This window comes from Prevotella sp. 10(H), from assembly GCF_000711235.1.
In the GTDB taxonomy this organism is placed as follows: domain Bacteria; phylum Bacteroidota; class Bacteroidia; order Bacteroidales; family Dysgonomonadaceae; genus Dysgonomonas.
Genome location: NZ_JOMI01000007.1, coordinates 693903 through 711980 on the forward strand (window position 1 = coordinate 693903; position 18078 = coordinate 711980).

General features: G+C 37.8%; 18 protein-coding genes. 2 read left to right on the plus strand and 16 right to left on the minus strand.

All coding sequences use genetic code 11. The features are described from left to right. Positions 1–62 precede the first annotated feature (62 nt). Positions 63–734, plus strand: coding sequence for a hypothetical protein (locus tag K348_RS0114450; protein ID WP_029905947.1), 672 nt, complete (start codon positions 63–65; stop codon positions 732–734). Between the two features lie 57 nt (positions 735–791). On the opposite strand, the gene K348_RS0114455 is transcribed toward K348_RS0114450, so the two are convergent. Further along, the gene (locus K348_RS0114455; RefSeq protein ID WP_029905950.1) at positions 792–1496 is read right to left on the minus strand and encodes an SAM-dependent methyltransferase; all 705 of its coding nucleotides are present in this window, start codon (positions 1494–1496) and stop codon (positions 792–794) included. Positions 1497–1504: 8 nt separating this feature from the next. Continuing rightward, on the minus strand, positions 1505–3019 hold the full coding sequence (locus tag K348_RS0114460) for a glycosyltransferase family 39 protein (protein ID WP_029905951.1): 1515 nt from the start codon (positions 3017–3019) through the stop codon (positions 1505–1507). 211 nt (positions 3020–3230) lie between these two features. On the opposite strand from K348_RS0114460, the gene K348_RS0114465 reads away from it, so the two are divergent. Beyond that, positions 3231–4619: an rRNA cytosine-C5-methyltransferase gene (locus K348_RS0114465; RefSeq protein WP_029905953.1), complete on the plus strand. Its 1389-nt coding sequence runs from the start codon at positions 3231–3233 to the stop codon at positions 4617–4619. Here K348_RS0114465 and K348_RS0114470 read toward each other — a convergent pair. The 14 genes from K348_RS0114470 to K348_RS0114535 all read right to left on the minus strand — a co-directional run bounded on the left by K348_RS0114470 (position 4616) and on the right by K348_RS0114535 (position 18074). Then, positions 4616–5434, minus strand: coding sequence for a glycosyltransferase family 2 protein (locus K348_RS0114470; protein ID WP_029905955.1), 819 nt, complete (start codon positions 5432–5434; stop codon positions 4616–4618). The two genes, K348_RS0114465 and K348_RS0114470, sit on opposite strands and share 4 nt — an antisense overlap. Before the next feature lie 65 nt (positions 5435–5499). Continuing rightward, on the minus strand, positions 5500–6378 hold the full coding sequence (locus tag K348_RS0114475; protein ID WP_231496793.1) for a glycosyltransferase: 879 nt from the start codon (positions 6376–6378) through the stop codon (positions 5500–5502). Positions 6379–6560: 182 nt separating this feature from the next. Then, a complete protein-coding gene (locus K348_RS0114480) occupies positions 6561–7514 on the minus strand; it encodes a hypothetical protein (protein ID WP_029905959.1) in 954 nt (317 codons plus the stop codon). After that, entirely contained in the window at positions 7511–8269 is a 759-nt protein-coding gene (locus K348_RS0114485; RefSeq protein ID WP_029905962.1) for a WbqC family protein, read from the minus strand. Before K348_RS0114485 ends, K348_RS0114480 begins: the two co-directional genes overlap by 4 nt. Further along, on the minus strand, positions 8266–9387 hold the full coding sequence (locus K348_RS0114490) for a DegT/DnrJ/EryC1/StrS aminotransferase family protein (protein WP_029905964.1): 1122 nt from the start codon (positions 9385–9387) through the stop codon (positions 8266–8268). The genes K348_RS0114485 and K348_RS0114490 overlap by 4 nt, the downstream gene beginning before the upstream one ends. Before the next feature lie 11 nt (positions 9388–9398). Beyond that, a complete protein-coding gene (locus tag K348_RS0114495; RefSeq protein ID WP_029905966.1) occupies positions 9399–10247 on the minus strand; it encodes a glycosyltransferase in 849 nt (282 codons plus the stop codon). 26 nt (positions 10248–10273) lie between these two features. Further along, the gene (locus K348_RS0114500) at positions 10274–11140 is read right to left on the minus strand and encodes a glycosyltransferase family A protein (RefSeq protein ID WP_051697901.1); all 867 of its coding nucleotides are present in this window, start codon (positions 11138–11140) and stop codon (positions 10274–10276) included. Next, entirely contained in the window at positions 11125–11913 is a 789-nt protein-coding gene (locus K348_RS0114505) for a glycosyltransferase family 2 protein (RefSeq protein ID WP_029905970.1), read from the minus strand. The genes K348_RS0114500 and K348_RS0114505 overlap by 16 nt, the downstream gene beginning before the upstream one ends. Then, positions 11910–12623 carry a CatB-related O-acetyltransferase gene (locus tag K348_RS0114510; RefSeq protein WP_081852582.1) on the minus strand — a complete coding sequence of 238 codons (714 nt, stop codon included), beginning with the start codon at positions 12621–12623 and terminating at the stop codon, positions 11910–11912. Before K348_RS0114510 ends, K348_RS0114505 begins: the two co-directional genes overlap by 4 nt. A 7-nt stretch (positions 12624–12630) precedes the next feature. Continuing rightward, on the minus strand, positions 12631–13308 hold the full coding sequence (locus K348_RS0114515) for a hypothetical protein (protein ID WP_156032899.1): 678 nt from the start codon (positions 13306–13308) through the stop codon (positions 12631–12633). Between the two features lie 214 nt (positions 13309–13522). Further along, positions 13523–14716 (minus strand): acylneuraminate cytidylyltransferase, encoded by a 1194-nt coding sequence (locus tag K348_RS0114520; protein WP_231496794.1) that lies wholly within the window; start codon positions 14714–14716, stop codon positions 13523–13525. Next, entirely contained in the window at positions 14710–15579 is an 870-nt protein-coding gene (locus K348_RS0114525; RefSeq protein WP_029905977.1) for an N-acetylneuraminate synthase family protein, read from the minus strand. The genes K348_RS0114520 and K348_RS0114525 overlap by 7 nt, the downstream gene beginning before the upstream one ends. Continuing rightward, on the minus strand, positions 15576–16763 hold the full coding sequence (locus K348_RS0114530) for a polysaccharide pyruvyl transferase family protein (RefSeq protein WP_051697903.1): 1188 nt from the start codon (positions 16761–16763) through the stop codon (positions 15576–15578). The genes K348_RS0114525 and K348_RS0114530 overlap by 4 nt, the downstream gene beginning before the upstream one ends. A gap of 33 nt (positions 16764–16796) precedes the next feature. Beyond that, the gene (locus tag K348_RS0114535) at positions 16797–18074 is read right to left on the minus strand and encodes an ABC transporter ATP-binding protein (protein WP_029905980.1); all 1278 of its coding nucleotides are present in this window, start codon (positions 18072–18074) and stop codon (positions 16797–16799) included. Positions 18075–18078 lie beyond the last annotated feature (4 nt).

Here is an 18078-nt window from a genome sequence, read left to right on the forward strand (position 1 = left end):
TTTATGACCGATAAGAAATAAAAAGAATATATTTAGACTTTGTTTCAATTTAGACTGATATTATGAAAAAAATAAAAGAAGTATTTTGTAAGATGTCATGGGACGGATTCTTTCCTAATTTTTTGGGTGTTATTCTGGGTATTCTGATTACTTTCGGTGGAAATACATTATGGCAAAACTATGAAGAAAAGAAGAAAACAAAGGAGATGCTTACATTATTAAGTAGCGAATTGCACCGAAATAAAGTGTGGGTCGAAGATATACGAAAACTCATGCAAGAAGACTCACGTGTATATGGTAAGATCCTTGAATCGAAAGATAAATGGGAATCAATTCCGCAAGATACATTAAATTACTATTATTTTGTTGCCACAAGATTTCCACAGCACGAACTGACTACTACGGCGTGGGAGATTTTTCAAAATTCGGAAGTGATACAAAAAATGCCGAATAAAGATTTGCTACTCAACTTAAGTAGTTGCTATTTCTGGCTCACAAGGATTCAGGATAATTATAGGGGCACTTATAATGATGATAAGGAAAAAGCAAAAGTTTATGAAATTGATCCGGTTAAATATTTTGATACTGCTATGGAGAAAAAAGAGGCAGTCTATATCTATACAAAAACTGCGCAGATATCATCTGACCAATTTCTCTTTTTTACTCAGGTTGGAGGATTGATTGATTCTATAATTCAATTATTGGATAAAGAAATCGGTGATACGAACGAATAGCTGAAAAATCCGTTACTTTTGTTACCTTTTAACAATATATTCTTAATAAATGTAAATTTATTTATAGAGTAAGAATATACAAAGCTGTTTTGCCATATCAGGTAATTGCTTTGCCCATTGCTTTACAGACAATGTTTTGATATACTCATCCTTTAAGGTAAGGTTCATGGCAATGCATAGCTTAGTAGAAGGAGTACAATGCTTTATAATATCCTCCGCCAGCTTTTGGTTACGGTAAGGAGTTTCAATAAATATCTGCGTCTGGTTATCATGGTGAATAAAGTGTTCCAGTTGTTTGATCTTTTTCACACGTTCCTGTCCGTCCACAGGCAGATAACCCTGAAAAGCAAAGCTTTGTCCGTTGAAGCCCGATGCCATAAGGGATAAAAGTATAGATGACGGGCCAACCAGCGGAACCACCTTATAGTTCTTTCTTTGGGCAATAGCTACGATATCGCTTCCCGGATCAGCAACCGCAGGGCATCCGGCTTCGGAGATGATGCCGACGTGAAGCCCATTTAACATTGGTTGAAGGTAGCTTTCTATTTGCTCCGGCTTTGTATGCTTATTAAGCTCATAGAATGTCAGTTCATCAATATTAATGTTACTGTCTACTTTCTTTAAGAAACGACGTGCAGAACGGATATTTTCAACGATGAAGTGCTTAATTTGCAGAATAATATCCTTATTGTATGAGGGCAATACACTTTCGAGGCTTGTTTCGCCTAATGTTACCGGAATAAGGTAAAGGGATGGTTGCATATTGTTTGTCAGTCTTTTCGTTTATATAAAAAGTAAGTTGATCTGCCATTCTCTTCGAATGTGCTCACCAAGTCGTAATTTTCCTGCAATACGGGCAGTTCCATATAATAATCGTAGCTGAATGAGCCACCGGATAAAATGACGAACTGTACTTTCTTCTCCCTGATATACCGGGTTTGCTCGTCGCGCATATCGGGATAGATATCATACGGCAGGTTAGGGGAGATAAAGTATTTGACAGTCGGCATAATATTGGCTTTGGTGAAAATGCCTGTTGTGGCATCCAGTCCAAGTATCATCAGAGTAGGGTTCTTTTCTTTAGCTATTACATTATAAAACTTGTATAATACGGTATCATCTTTTGCCTTTTCCCTGAAAATTACCTCTTTGGATTTTCCGAAAAAGCCTTTTGTGGCAATTCCACAACTAAGAGCGACTAGAAAAAGAGGAAGAAATACATACCAACGCGACTGTAATTTCTGATATCGGCTGACAATATCGAGGATAGCTATAATTCCCGTTATGCAAAAGATATAGTAAGGAATGGAATAGTAGAATACATAGTTGGCAGGCATAAATATTACGATATACAAAGCTGCAAAGGATAGTATCAGTCCTATTTTTCCCCATATGTTTCCTATATATCTTACAGGAAAATAGATAGCACCGATAAGGATGATAAGGAATTCGTAGTTGTCGTATTTCAGGCGTTGATAGAAACGGACAATCAGGTTTTCCATGATGCGACTGAAATCGCCCAGACGTGCATACGTCTTATTCAGTACTATATAAGTATCCCATGCATATGAGAGGGCATTGTTGAGCCAGAAATAGAGAATGACGGGCAATATAACTATCATTACTCCGGCAATAAATGTAAGGATATTATGAAACAGGTTCTTATATTCCTTTTTTACCAGTAGATTAATGAGGACGGCCAGTAGCGGAAAGAACCAGAATACGACAAGGTTTATCTTTATTAAGAGCACAATAGTACACATCATACCGTGTACAAGCATCCAGGACGGCTTATGAACCGAAGTGTGTTTATCCTTAAAATAACGGATAAATAAGTATAAGCTGACGACTTCGAATAATACAATAAACTCTTCTGCCGAACCGCCTTCCGATGAATGGGAAAGCATAAGTACCGGAAAGAAAAGTGCCACAATGAATGCATAAGCCTTATCGAGGTATAAGCGTGCAATAAGGTATGCCCCGAATATCATAAAGACCCAAGCGAGGGATTCGATAAAGTACATCCCAATAAATGAATCGGATGAAATAAGAGAACCTAATCCGTAAATAACGAAGATTAGCAGGCCTTTATGGTCGAACACTTCAGTATATAGCGTTTGTCCGTGGAATATAGCTTTACCGATATTGAAGTACAGATTTATATCCGACCAGTCATTAAACGGATAGAGAGGCGACATCAATGAACAGAAGAAAAGCAGCACGAAAGCATATATAGCCAGAACAATGAATATGTTCTTTTCATCAATCAGCGTTTTCTTTATCATTATATATATTGAGTTGAAATCAATAACAAAAATATGAAAAATATTACTGACAGTGCATTGTTTTACTTATTCATTCAATTACATTAGTCGTTTTCTCGCAATGGCATAATCAAAATTTATTTTGCTTCTGCTCATTGTTTAACGAAAACGTTCAATATTGTTAGCTGATGATGTGTATTTTGTCTTAATTTTGTATTCAAAATAATATTAAATGAATTTACCTGCCGATTTTATAATGCGTACACAGCCTCTTCTGAAAGATGAATGGGAAAACTTCCTTGCAGCATTAGATAGTGATGCTCCGGTAAGTATCCGTCTGAATAAAAGGAAGAACAATACCAATCGGATAGCACCTACAGACAACGTTCTGTGGAGTGATAGTGCCTATTATATGGAGAAAAGGCCACAATTTACGTTCGACCCATTGTTTCATGCAGGATATTATTATGTGCAGGAAGCATCCTCTATGTTTGTCGGGCAGGCTATAAAACAATATATAAAAGGGGATGTAAAAGTACTTGATTTATGTGCGGCTCCCGGTGGTAAGTCTACTTTAATAGCTGATTTATTGAGTGAAGACAGCCTACTTGTTTCTAATGAGGTCATCCGTTCACGGGCAAATATCTTAGCGGAGAATATGACTAAATGGGGGAATCCGAATGTGGTTGTAACAAATAACGATCCTGCAAATATTGGTAAGTTGAAAGGATTTTTTGATATTATTCTAGTCGATGCACCATGTTCGGGAGAAGGTATGTTCCGCAAGGATGAGGGTGCCATATCGGAATGGTCGGTAGAGAATGTAAAACTATGTAAGGAACGGCAGCAGCGGATTCTGGCTGATATATGGCCTGCCTTGAAGCCTGACGGAATATTAATATACAGTACCTGTACCTACAATCTGGAAGAGAATGAAGAGAATGTGCAGTGGATTCGTGATGAGTTGGGCGCGGAAGTTCTGCCTGTTGATACGAAGGAAGAGTGGGGGATAAGCCCCTCATTTATGGAAGATATGCCTGCGTATCGCTTTTTCCCTCATAAGACAATAGGCGAGGGGTTCTTTATGGCAGTGTTGAGGAAGAAAGAGGAAGAGGATGATGCAAAAATTTCAAAAAAGAACAGGAATAATAAGGAGAAATACAGCAAGGCAGATTTACCAGCATCTTATAAAAGTTATATGTCTGACAAGGAACAGTTTACTTTTTATCCGAAAGGAGATTCATGGTTTGCATTTCCAACAAAGCTATATCATGATTTATTTCTATTGAAATCACATCTCAATATCATATCGGAAGGGATTTGCCTCGGAGAGTTTAAAGGGAAAGATTTTATCCCTAATCAGTCACTCGTATTGAGTAATCATCTAAATACAGGTGCTTTTCCGACTTATGATGTAGACTGGAAAACTGCTATTACTTATCTTCGGAAAGAAGCGCTTGTATTATCTGACCAGCCTAAAGGATATATTCTTCTGACATATAAAGATATTCCGTTGGGCTTTGTAAAGAATATAGGGAATCGCGCCAATAATCTGTATACACAGGAATGGCGGATACGCTCGGCAAATGTACCTAACGAAGAATTGAGGGTAATAATCTAACCTTTTACAAAGCCAAAGAAACGGCCAATTTTACAGAATGCACGGAATCCATTGTAAATCCACTTTTTGGACTTCATAATATCGGTAACGAAGCCATTCTGCTCGAGGAAGTAAAGCCGTTCCAGTTTCTTTACGGCGCTTTCGTTGAGTAATTCGCGGCATACCCTTAGCTTTTCGGGGTAGATAACACTGCCGCCTATTTGAGTGCTGAAACCTTCCATGTTATAAATGACAATGAAAGTATCTACATATTTCACAGGTAGTTGTTCTATCGCTATTCCCTGAAAGAATAGCTTCCAGTCGGCAATAACTCTAAATGATTCATCGTATAATCCGAATTTGTCGAAGTTACTGCGGTGAATGAAAAATGCCTGGTGGCAAAGGAATCCCGAGAACAATTCATAGATAGCCAGATGCCAATCCCTATATTTATATGAAGTATCTGCTTCAAGTTCACCGCCTTTTTCCATATAGAAACTGCCACAGATAAACGGGTCGTGCGGGTCACCGGCAAAGACTTTCTCCAATGTATCTTTCTCATATAGGGCATCGCCTGAATTGAGGAAGAAGAGATATTCGCCTTTAGCCTGTTTAATGCCCTTATTCTGGGCATTGTATATGCCGCTGTCTTTTTCACTTACCCAATAGGATATCTTATCCTCATATTTGCGGACAAGGTCTACGCTTCCGTCGGTAGACTTGCCGTCGATGATGATAAATTCATAATCGGTAAATGTTTGAGAAACAACGCTGTCGATTGTCTTTTGCAGCCCTGCTTCATCATTGAGGTTTATGGTAATAATAGACAGTTTCATTTTTTAGTTACGAGTTACAAGTTACGAGTTACAAGTCAATTGAGAATTAAATATTCCACTCTCAATTACTTTCTTCTCGATTCTATTAAGAACGGACTGATAAATACCAGTTTACGGTACAAAGCGAGTATGGCCGCTGCTTTACGCAAGCTATAGCCCTTGGCATAATAGATCTGTATGCGGTACATCCTTTTTATCCGTCCGATAATTGTCTTTCTATACTTATGGCTTGTATACTTATCAAACTCATGCAATAAGTATACCATCCATGCGGTTTGGTTCAGCGGCTTCAATGTAGACGACATTCCACCCAGATGCTGCCTGTAAACTGCCATATATTCAGGCAGGAATTTTATTTTACCTGACAACGATACAATAAGTTGCAGCGCATAATCGCCATTCTTCACCGTAAAATACCAGTCGGGTGTATTATGGGCATCCTTACGGAAAAAGATTGAGGCCGTGAGTAATCCCCAGTCTTTGCTGATAAGGTCTTCCGTGGTAAGTATATCCCGTTCCATTTCTATGTTTTCATCCAATACACCACACATCAGTGTATGTACTTTATGGGAACACATGGCAAAATCGGGATTGGCTTCCATGAAATCGACCTGCTTCTGCAACTTGCAAGGGTCTGTCCAGAAGTCGTCGCCGTCGCAGAGGGCGGTGTATTTCCCCTGCCCGTAGTTTATATTATTAATCCAGTTGAGCATCATACCCTGATTGGTTTCGGGCAATCTCAACTTAATAATTTCTGGATACTTCTTCTGATATTCGATACATATGGCCCGTGTATTATCGGTACTGCAATCCTCGCCGATGACCAGTTCGAAAGGGAAGGTAGTTTTCTGCATCACTACACTTTCGATTGCTTCGGCAATGAATTTCTCATGATTGTATGTAATCATGGAAACGGACACCATTATATCTTTTCTATCGTTCATCCTTCAATTAAGCATACTTATCCATAGGTTTTCTTCTATATTTTTATTATATTTAGAGTATGAAAAAGAGAGATAAAAATACAAGATCTAAAAATCTGCAATTTACGGCTTTAGTTTCTGCTATATTTGCCTGCGCCTTGATTGTATTGCTTATACTCTTTTGGGCTCTTATAATGTAATCCTTAAGAACGAATCACATCTATAATCCTCTTCATATCTTCCTCATCATATCTATGGTCGCAAGGCAAAGGTAACAGGTAATTTACAATCCTGTATTCTGCCGAATCTTTTTCAACCAGATTCAGCGTTTCTTTCCAGTAAGTCGATACATAAATCTTATTGTCTATAAGCCTTTTCCTCAGATTTGCATCTTCCGAATAGAGCATATAGCTGAGCGGACAGGTATCTTCCGGAAAGTTATCGAATTGATAGATATTATCTTTTCCTAAAACAGAATGCAGGTATCTAAAATTATTTATCTGCCGCTGCTTCAGATTTTCATAATCGATATTTGCCAATAAGGCACTTGCCAGATTAGACATTCTTTTTATCGGCTGACCTACCAGACTGGCACAATAATCGAGATAATCCTGATATGCGGCGCTGGCACTTCCATATTCTATCCGCTTCATCAGATGTGTCATATGAGGGATAGACATATCCTGCTCGAAGTCATCGTCCAGCAATATATCCGTATAGAGATATGCCCCGTCGGGTAAGCCGAAGAACTTACGAGGAGAATATATTGTATCTATACCGTCAAATGGTTCCGAGTAAAAAGCATGTGTATTGTCTACAATCAATTGCTTGCCAAAGCGTTTTACAAGATTTCCTACCGTATTGAACTTTATGCCATATATATCGGAATACAGAAAAACTTCGTCGGACACCAGTTCTTTATCGAATATAGGGTTGATCCTGAAATCTACGGAATAGAATTCATATTCAATACCCAGCTTCTTCATAGGTTCCCATATCACTTCCGAGTTGAGGTATGGGATATATATCTTTTTGTACTTCTTTGCCCTCAATATATATTCAAGGCAGTTACGCGCCGTATTCAACTGCACAGCACCTTTGTGGTAATGCTCCCCCTTGCGTAACTGGAGTTCGAAGTATCCGCCTATTTCTTTCATATATTGGCCCCTCCTTGCCTCCCCGAAGGGGAGGATATTTCCCCCTTGGGGGTCAGGGGGCTTATTAGTTTATAATTATCTAACATCTTCTTTATTTCATCCAAAGTATTGAACATCATCACATCCAGAATGGAAAGCCACGGAACAAACTCGTTTGAAAACTGCTTATATTCAATCGGATTTGTCGAAAGAAAATGCAGATTTATATTTTCTCTCCTGAAATCTTCCGGTGAGTATAATTCTTGTCCTCCAATTGCATTATAGTAATCGCTGGCTTTTAGTTCCTTGCATAAAGCTAAAACTTTTTCCTGTCCTTTTAGCGAATGTTCGATATCTATAGTAGATGATATTATAATTTCAGTATCGATACCGAGGTATCCGCATACTTTCTGTACTGAATTGTAGATGTATAAAAAAAGATTATTCTCTTCGTAATTAATTATATCCCCTATTATAGGCATAACCTCATTATAATATGGCGTTTTGCGGTATGCTTCCCGTATTTGGTTCAGTAGCTTCTTTTTATCAAAACCCGCCGAAACGAAACGGTCTTTCACATCCAGATAATCAGAATCCTTTTCCAATGGAATGCTTATCATTAAGTCTTTACCATTTTGTAAAATCCGATTTCGGTTAATCCAGCCCTTTTTCGTATATTGTATATTGTCGTATATTACATACTTGTCAACTGCATTCAGCAATTGAAAATACCCGATATACGGCAGAAAATAAGGCTGCATTATCCCCAGTTTCATTTCTCCCAAGGCTTATTTTTAATCAGGTCACAAACTCTTTCCACGTCTTCAAATTCGAGGTTTGCATACATAGGTAGGCAAACGATTTCTTTTGCTACCTGCGTAGCCACCGGCAGGTTGCTGGCACTCGCCGACGGCAATCCCTTATATGTCGGGAAATCACTTATAAGCGGATAGAAATAGCGGCGGCCGAAAATGTTGTATTCCTGCAGTTTGAAATAGAGTTCGTCACGGGTCATACCATATTCCTGCGTATTGATACGCACCGGATAGTATGGATAAGTATGTGTAACATTCTCCATTTTATCGATAACCGTAAATCCTGGTATATCTTTTAATAAACTGTCATATAATTTGGCTATTTCAAGGCGCTTAGCTATATAGCTGTCTACATATTTCAGTTGAAGCGAGCCGTAAGCAGCCTGCAATTCATTCATCTTTGCATTGATACCCGGCTCGATAACGGTCGTTTCATTGCGGAAGCCGAAATTCTTAAGCAGGTCGATGCGTTGTTTTGTCTTTTCATCCTGACAGACAATTGCCCCGCCTTCGATTGTATTGTATACCTTTGTTGCATGGAAACTGAGTATCGACAAATCACCCCAGTTCATTACTGATTGTCCGTCTTTTTTCACGGCAAAAGCATGGGCTGCATCATATATTACCCGCAGTCCGTATATATCGGCTATGCGCTGTATCTCTTCCACGTTGCAAGGGTTGCCGTATACATGTACGGGCATAATGGCCGTAGTCTGAGGGGTTATGGCAGCTTCTATTTTCTCAGGGTCTATATTGTAATGCTTGTCTTCAATATCGACAAATACCGGCTTGATATTATTCCACCAAAGAGAATGGGTTGTAGCCACAAAACTGAAAGGTGTTGTAATCACCTCACCTGTGATGCGTAAAGCCTGCAGAGCAGTTATCAGAGCCAGAGTCCCGTTTGAAAAGACCGAAATATATTTTACGCCGAGGTAGTCGGCAAGTTCTTTTTCAAACTGTTCGTGGAAAGGACCGTTATTAGTCAACCACTTATTATCCCAAATCTTTTGCAGATAGGGGATAAACTCTTCCAAAGGTGGAAGTGCGGGCTGTGTGACCGTTATTTTTTTGCTCATAATCTTCGTGTCTAAATTTTCCTGTATATTCTTCTTATAAACTCCGGTGTAATACTTTTTATCCGGCCTTTTATTGATTTGTCGCCGTAAAGCAGTATTTCGAGCCTTTGTTTATGTTTTGTAAATGCCTCTGTATATTTATAATCGAAATATTTGTCGTATTCATTTATCAGTTCTATCACCCTGATACTCTGTTCTCCTTCACTCATTCCCGACCATTGTCCGCTGTCGTGAATACGGTATGCGGTAGTTACTTCTTTCAGGTACATCAGCGGTCCGAATTGTCCCATATACATGCCTAGCATCCAGTCGGCTATTTCCATATCGAACAGCTTGGCATCGAGTGTATTTATATATTTTCCTCTGAAAACGCAGCAAGATAAGTTGCCGATGCGGTTGCCTGTAGCCAGTTGTTCAGTAGTTACCAACTCATAGTCTTTATCGGCAGTCCAGTCGAATATTTCTTGTCTGTTCTGGTCTGCAAACAACCGTATATGTCTGTTGTAACTCATTGAACATTCAGAATGACTTTCGAGATGGTCGATATGATTTTGCAGGTGATTCGGCTCTAACCAATAGTCGTCGCCTTCCATAATGGCAACGTATTCTCCGGTACAAGCTGCAAATGCCTGTTGATAGTTTTTTATATAGCCGGTATTATGGGCCTTTGGGAGGTATGTAAACGTAAATGGACTATTATCTTCATATTCTTTTATTATACTCATAGTATTATCGGTCGAGCAATCGTCGGCCACAATAATCTCTACATCATTTACAGTCTTCTGCATCAGAATGCTTTCGAGTGTCTGACGAATATATGCAGCGTGATTATATGTAATGAGTATAACGTTTATTTTCATAACAGTTTGTATCGACCGGATTCATCTCAGGAAGATTTCTTTCGGAATACTTTCTTTAAAAATTTTACCGGAAAGCAAATTATATCCCCGATTTTATATTCGATGGAGTTCTTATAGAGATTTGCTTCCCATTTGTAATATGTCGCCTCAATATGATCTCTCATCGGATTGGTGTATTCCAAGAACAAAGGTACATGATTCTTAAAGATTTGGAGAAGTAATTCCTCGTTTTTCTCTTCATTCAAAGATGAGAGCATGGAATTCTCTTTAATCCGGTAGTAAAAATGGAATTTATCGAGTTTGATAACTTTGTCGTTTTCCTTGATAAAGCTAAACCAGAAGTCCCAGTCTTCTAGTCCTCCTTTCATATTCGTATTATAGCCTTCGGTTTTAAAAAAATCGCTTCGGCGGTATATTGCCGAACAGAAGATAAGATTCTGGGTAAAAAGCTTCTTGTATTCGAACGGAGGAGGAATAAGCTTTTCGTTCTTTGCTCCGAAGAGAATAAGGTTACTATACACAACCTTTACATCAGGATTGTTGCTGAAAGTCTCTAATGCTTCTTTAATATATTCAGCGCTTATTTTATCATCCGAATCAAGAGGGAGTATATATTCACCCACGGCCTGTTGGATACCAAAGTTACGGGCATCGGACAACCCGCCGTTTTCTTTTTTGAAATATTTAAAACGTGAGTCTTTGCTTAGCCATTCTTTGGCAACATCTTCCGTATTATCAGGTGAACCGTCATTTACAATAATACATTCCCAGTCCTGAAAATCCTGCTCCAAAACGGATTGCAGAGTTTCCAGAAGATATTCGGCCTGATTATAGCAAGGAACTATTATAGATATAACAGGCTTTATATTTGATGTATTCAGAGTTTTAGCCATTTTAACAATCCAATCTTTTTTAAGAATCTGACACTCGAAGAAGTTTTTAGATTATATAATTCTTGCTTTTTATTCAACCAATCTTTATATATGGAATTATATAACGGAAATGATTGTGCTATATGTATTTCCCGTTCCTCTATAAGTATATTCCTATTGCTTGAATTGGAACTCATTCCGTCTAAATAGAAAGTTGAAAAACAACCGTCGACGTGTTTATATTTGCAATTATGCAGGCATATGGCATCTATAAAGAAAGCCCAATCGGAGGCAATTTTCATGTTCTCGTTATATACCCCATATTTTAATAGCAATTCTCTTTTAATAAAACTGCCCATATGCGGAAGCCCGTCTTCTACCATATATTTGAAGTCGATATAATCGGGGTAGGTTTTTACGAAAGAATTGTTATTTATTGTATCGCATATCTCCAAATCGAAGTAAATTATATCTTCACCTGACAGCTGTTCTACAATACTATGAAGATTTGCATTTGGTCGGAGAGTATCACCACTGTTAAGAAACAGGATATATTCGCCCTTTGCTTTTCTAAACCCTTTGTTCATGGCATTGTAAACACCATTGTCGGGTTCGCTTATCCAATCAGTAATAAATCCCTGATTTTCTTTTATGATTGCCCGACTTTCATCAGTAGAATTTCCATCTATAATAATATACTCAAAGTCGTTCAAACTTTGATTTACAATACTTGCTATAGTCTTTTTCAACCCGGTAGCATTGTTGTAATTTATTGTTATGATGGATAGCTTCACTCTTCTGATTGTGTTTTATAATATTTCCCTACAAAATCTTCGATATCGAAAAACAATTCTTCAACATTTTTCAACTCCTCAAAATTCCAATCCCACCATTTGATATGTAGCATTTTGCGGATTGTTTCCTCTCCAAATCTATAATGGAGGATTTTCATCGGATTTCCTACGGCGATTGCATATGGCGGAATATTTTTCGATACCACACATCCAGCCCCGACAATTGCTCCGTCGCCTATATTGACGCCATCTAATATCGAAACATTCATGCCGATGAAAACATCATTGCCTATTATTATACTTTTTAATTCTTCTATCTTATCTTGATCGCTTAATGTTATTCCATTTTGCTTTAGTGTAGAATAGAACATGGGGGCCGTAGATATGCCGTTTGTAGGGTGTATTCCCCATCCGCAAACAAGATTGGGTCCTATCGAACAGAATTTGCCGATGGTCGTATTAATTATTAACGAATTCTGCGATATATAAGTGTATTCCCCAATAGTCGAAGCTTGTATTTTATATGGAGGCGTTAGTTTTACATTTCTACTCAAAACAGATTCTGATAGATTATTCCTATTGAAGAATAAATTATCATCATCCGTACTATTGAGCAGGTCAGTTACGCGAGGGTTGTTGCTATATATCCCCTCTATTACCGGCTTTATAATCTTTCTTAATATTTTAAATGTAAAACTTCTGATACCCATTGTATTGTTAGCTATTAATTACGGACTCGAGAGAAACTCTCGGAAATACATCAACCATACTATCAGGAGTGGCATTAAATATCTGTACATTTTTCGAATTCAGATATTTTTTCATCAACCTGTAATGCTTCCACCTTGAATGATATATCAAAAACCAGTCTTCGAGTGTGATAGCTTTGAGATGGTCATTATCACTGAAACTCCTAGCCTCATCATAAAAATGATGATTGGTAGTGCGGTCAATATCTTTAAGGTAATCGTGGTCTACCCCAAGTAAATATATTTCACGGAATCCCATATAATCCGCAACCTGTATAGCTTCATATATAACAGTCCTTATCGAGAAAGGGTTTTTGGTTATATCCCATATGCCGGGATTATTATAGTTATTTTCATCGATATCTGTATTTCCTGTATAGTCTATGAAATAGGAATCAACCTTATAATCCGGATTTCTTTTAAGAAAATTGTAATACGAATACTGAAAATCGGTAGTGCCGATAAAAGTTTTTACGGGAAATGTATAATGTTTTTTGTAATTATCGAATATTATTTTATTTGTTTCGTCATCGAATGGTGCATGCTGAGGTGCGAAACAATGATATCCGGGTTGTATGATATCTATCTGCGGGTGCAGGAAAAATTGGCTGACTGCAATACAATGTTCGTTTCGGAGCTTGGTCAAATCTTGGCGGCTAATAGAAGGTCCAGAAGCTAAAATAAAGCATCTTTCTCCTTTATGTTTATTCTTTAATAAAGAAAGTTTTTGTTTGTCTGTAACTTTTATATATTTTGATTCTGTTTCATTCCGGCTAGAGAACGTATTTCCATATCTTATTTTTCTATACAAATCGAGCCAGCCTTGGGGTATTAACCAAAATTTTATTTTATCGATCATTTTATAAGTCTAATATGTAATCAATAAATTCTCTTGCAGCGCCTTGCCCACCTTTTTTAGTCAGAATTTTCATACCGGGTATATTTTTAATTTTCTCTATGGCATCGGAAGGACAAGCCGCCAATCCGACGTTCGATAGTAATTCGTAACAATTAATATCGTCGCCGATATAAGCAACTTCCTGTAAAGTTATATTTTCTTTTTCACAAATATCTAAAGCGGCCTGTAATTTACCTCCTTCTTTTTTGCCTTGGTATAAATAATCAACTTTCATTTTTCTTGCACGAGCTTCAACTATCTTAGTGATTTCTGAAGTTATAATCCCGGTTTTAATCCCGGCTTTTCTCAATAATTCAAAGGCCATACCATCTCTGGTATTGAATTTCTTGATTTCATCTCCATTTTCCGAATAATACATTCCTGCATCGGTAAGAACGCCGTCTACATCGGTAAGGAAGAGTTTTATATGTCTGCGAGGCTTTATATCTTTATTTAGAATGTGCTTTCGCATCAGGTTTTCAGCAATGTCCCAGTCGTTGGGTTCATCTATTTCGACACCAGTAAATTCCGACATTTCGTATATGCCAATTTTCCCCGACAATCTGTTTTTATATTTTATAATGTTGCCTGCCTTACTTATATAAAAAGCTCCATTTTCCATCAGTTCGCCTTCAAAGTCCTGCCTTCGGGGCCTATTATTATAGTCATAGTTTTTAGAAATGCCATTCTCGTTCCATAAGAAGCGTTTGAATCTGACGCAGCTTACAACAGAGTCATAGCCGGATTTCTCTATCATGTCTATACCTCCTTCGATATCGGCCTTTTGAGTAAAAGGCGACGTTGCCTGAACTAGTATTAAGTAATCCTCATCCGAAAGTTCACCCTTTTTCAGGTATTCCAGCATTACGCTTTCTGTGCTGGCTGTGTCGGTAGCATTCTTGGTTAAGCGTCTGTAAACATTTACTTTTGCCAGATTGAAATTGTTGATAGTATCCTCTATTTCGTCAGAATCAGTGGCAACAATGATTTTATCGATCTTTTGCGAATCTGTTAATGATTTCAACGTCCAGTAAACAAGGGGCTTGCCACAAAAAAGCTTTATGTTTTTATGCGGAATGGATTTACTACCACCTCTTACTGGTATAAATGCAACAGTAGTCATCTTTCTATAATGTTCTGGGTTGTTTATTACCATTTTATTTGGTTTTTCTTTAGCTTATCGCGCTGTACTTTCTCTATATCCAGAATTTGCTGTTCTTTGTAGGTTAAAGCTTTGTATACGGCATTACAATCCCTGACGAGCTTGCGTAATCCATCCGGTTCTAACGAGGCGGCATGGTCGGTGCCTTTCCATGTGCGATCGAGAGTGAAATGCCTTTCAATCCATTCTGCTCCTAGTGCCACAGCTGCAGAATCGACTGCTATGCCTAAATGATGACCTGAAAATCCTACCGATTTGACTCTGTTGCCAAACAGGTGCTTCAATCGTGTTATTTCCAATAGCGATATGTCCTCGAAAGGAACGGGATATCCAGATGTGCAGCTGTATATGATAAGATCTTTTGCTCTGTTCTTTTTTTCAAAGAATTGTACAATAAGTTCTTCTTCTTCCAATGTTGTCATCCCAAAAGACAAATGTATCTCTCCGCTAAAATGGTCGCACAAATAGCCTAACAGTTCTTTGTTCAGGTTACATGCAGAAGGTACCTTTATTAATTCAGGATTGATACTGATTATTTCTTTTGCTGAAGTAAGATCCCATACTGAAGTAGAATATATAACACCATATTCTTCACACCATTTCTTTAATTGTTTATGTTGTACGAGATCGAGTTCCAGAAATTCACGGTGAGCGCCATATGTCTGCCCATATGAATTGGAGGGGTTTGGGTGTGGGGCATTATACTCTTCCTCGGTAAGTAACTCCTTTACATTTCTTTTCTGAAATTTGACGATGTCGGCTTTACAAAATGTAGCAGCCGTGATTATCATTTCTCTAGCGATAGCCATATCTCCTTTATGGTTGCCACCTATTTCTGCTATAATTGTAGGTTTCATAGATTATAGTTTTTTCTGATTTCTAAGACATTATTAATTGTAATGTTAAAAAGATCTTTTTGAATACTTTTAATATCTTCTATAACCGAATTTCTGTTATTGAGCATATATATAGATTTTTCATACAAATCGGATTCAAAGTGCGGATTCGTTATTTCACATCCCCACTCGGGATGATTTATATCTTCCAGAAACCATTTCATTTTTTCGTGGGAGATAACAGATAAAATAGGTGTTTTACAGCCAAAAGGTATCATTTGGGAATGGCCTCTCATTCCTATTACTAATGAGGGCTTAGAGTACTCTTGTATTATATTTAAAGGAGATTCGATTTTAATAAGATCGTATTTAATACCAAAGGAATCGAGAAATGGAATAAAATAATTATCAGTACCTACATGTTCATAATATTTTATTTTATACTCAAGACTAAGTTTTTTTATAACTCGGGCTATCGATGTCAGTTTATCCCCAATATGCTCTCCATAGCGTAGCCGGCTCCTGTCAAAAGCGCAATTAAGGGCAACGAATTTATCCTCTTCTTTTGGAAAAGTTTCTATTAATCCCGGATACAACTGCGATATAATTGTTGTGGGACACGGCTGGTATCTCAATTTGTTACGATTTGAGGGTATTAAATATTCAGTTACTTTATTAATAGATCCTGTATTTCTTAACCCTAAGAACAGACTCTTTTCAGCGAGTAAATTCAGGTGTTGTTTAAAAATAGGTTCGAAATCGGCTTGGTCCCGGAATCTGTTGTATCCTACTGAAAATAAAGTAATGGGAACCGTAATCTTTTTTAATTGGTCGACAGAGCAGTTCCACTGCCATCCGCTATTATTGTTGGGATTTGTATCTTTTAGAAAGAGGCCTCCACCCCCAATAATTATACCATTACTGTTGTTGCAGAGTTTTACGATTTTTTCATCTACAAATTTATGAGCATGTATAGCTTTCCATTCATATTCATATGGCAGGCCGAATTCGACACTGTCTTTTACATTTGTAGGTAGAATGGCATCTCCGGCATTTCCATAGGTAAATGCTGTAAAATGAACGATTTTTTTTGCAGTATTTACTGCTTTATGAGGCAATATATGAGGAAGAGATAGTTCTTCTACCCGATTCTGAATAGCCATTTTTAACGGATATTTCAATAACTTCTTTAGTCTTGTATTCATATAATGCCTTTCTTGTTTAAGAAGGAAATGTATTTATTTTATCTTTTCTGTATTCCAAGAGGTTGAAGTTCTTATCATTCCCCCTCTGCTATAACCAAATGTCAGACCATCCTGAATAATATTATCTATATCAAATACAATAATATCTTCTAATATCTGGATGGGGCCTACACCAACAATGCCACAGGCTATAGTAATACTATATGTGCCAATATTGAGGAGATCAGGGAGAACTAACTCTGTTTCGTAATCTCCGGCTTTTCTCATTTCGTACAGGTCTTTATCAGAATCTATATCCCACGACCTGAATAATAATGCTGCGTCTTTATTCAAAGAAAAAGACAGGTTGGTTCCCCTGATATCGCGGTGTACTGTATATTTTATCTTGATACGTAAAGTATCGTTGATGTCGTAAATATCGTCTTCGTTTTTGTTTTCTGCCGAAACTGAAACTTCTGTGATAGAAATTTCTTTAAGAGGATTAGCTTTCTGCCTAAATGTTTTTCTGCTATCTCCGCCATTGCTCCTTATATATAAGTCGGTAATTTTTTCAATATCCCCGATTTCTTTAACAGTACCATTCTCAAAGAAAACGCCCGATGTGCATAGCCTGCGGATAGAGGCCATATTATGGCTTACAAAGAGCACAGTTCTTCCGTCGCCGCTTGAGACTTCTTTCATTTTACCGATGGCTTTTTTCTGAAATTCGGCATCGCCTACAGCCAATACCTCATCCACTACGAGTATCTCGGGTTCTAAATGTGCTGCAATGGCAAAACCTAGGCGCACAGTCATCCCCGACGAATAACGTTTGACAGGAGTGTCGATATATTTTTCGACTCCTGCAAAATTAACTATTTCGTCAAGCTTTCGCTTTATTTCGGACTTAGTCATCCCCATGATAGCGCCATTCATGAAGATGTTCTCTTTTCCGGTCATCTCCGGATGGAAACCTGTCCCTACTTCCAGCAGGGAGGCTATACGTCCTTTTGCTTTTATAGTACCAGTTGATGGTGATGTAACGCGGGATAATAATTTAAGTAAGGTAGATTTGCCTGCGCCGTTTTTACCAATGATGCCAAGTACTTCACCTTGTTTTACATCAAGGGTTATATTCCGTAGCGCCCATACATAATTACTTTTAGCCTTAGAAGAACGGTCGTTTACTTCCCCTATTTTCAGATAAGGGTCTTCTTTTCCCCTAACAGTATACCACCATCTGTTGAGGTCATGTGTAATAGTTCCTGTACCTACTACTCCCAGACGGTATTGTTTAGATATATTGTCAAATTTTATAGCTATATCGGACATATAA

Excerpts from the sequence above, each read along its gene's own strand:
- K348_RS0114450 (WP_029905947.1), top strand. The coding sequence starts at position 63 with ATGAAAAAAATAAAAGAAGTATTTTGTAAGATGTCATGGGACGGATTC.
- K348_RS0114455 (WP_029905950.1), bottom strand. The coding sequence starts at position 1,496 with ATGCAACCATCCCTTTACCTTATTCCGGTAACATTAGGCGAAACAAGC.
- K348_RS0114460 (WP_029905951.1), bottom strand. The coding sequence starts at position 3,019 with ATGATAAAGAAAACGCTGATTGATGAAAAGAACATATTCATTGTTCTG.
- K348_RS0114465 (WP_029905953.1), top strand. The coding sequence starts at position 3,231 with ATGAATTTACCTGCCGATTTTATAATGCGTACACAGCCTCTTCTGAAA.
- K348_RS0114470 (WP_029905955.1), bottom strand. The coding sequence starts at position 5,434 with ATGAAACTGTCTATTATTACCATAAACCTCAATGATGAAGCAGGGCTG.
- K348_RS0114475 (WP_231496793.1), bottom strand. The coding sequence starts at position 6,378 with ATGAACGATAGAAAAGATATAATGGTGTCCGTTTCCATGATTACATAC.
- K348_RS0114480 (WP_029905959.1), bottom strand. The coding sequence starts at position 7,514 with ATGAAAGAAATAGGCGGATACTTCGAACTCCAGTTACGCAAGGGGGAG.
- K348_RS0114485 (WP_029905962.1), bottom strand. The coding sequence starts at position 8,269 with ATGAAACTGGGGATAATGCAGCCTTATTTTCTGCCGTATATCGGGTAT.
- K348_RS0114490 (WP_029905964.1), bottom strand. The coding sequence starts at position 9,387 with ATGAGCAAAAAAATAACGGTCACACAGCCCGCACTTCCACCTTTGGAA.
- K348_RS0114495 (WP_029905966.1), bottom strand. The coding sequence starts at position 10,247 with ATGAAAATAAACGTTATACTCATTACATATAATCACGCTGCATATATT.
- K348_RS0114500 (WP_051697901.1), bottom strand. The coding sequence starts at position 11,140 with ATGGCTAAAACTCTGAATACATCAAATATAAAGCCTGTTATATCTATA.
- K348_RS0114510 (WP_081852582.1), bottom strand. The coding sequence starts at position 12,623 with ATGGGTATCAGAAGTTTTACATTTAAAATATTAAGAAAGATTATAAAG.
- K348_RS0114520 (WP_231496794.1), bottom strand. The coding sequence starts at position 14,716 with ATGGTAATAAACAACCCAGAACATTATAGAAAGATGACTACTGTTGCA.
- K348_RS0114525 (WP_029905977.1), bottom strand. The coding sequence starts at position 15,579 with ATGAAACCTACAATTATAGCAGAAATAGGTGGCAACCATAAAGGAGAT.
- K348_RS0114530 (WP_051697903.1), bottom strand. The coding sequence starts at position 16,763 with ATGAATACAAGACTAAAGAAGTTATTGAAATATCCGTTAAAAATGGCT.
- K348_RS0114535 (WP_029905980.1), bottom strand. The coding sequence starts at position 18,074 with ATGTCCGATATAGCTATAAAATTTGACAATATATCTAAACAATACCGT.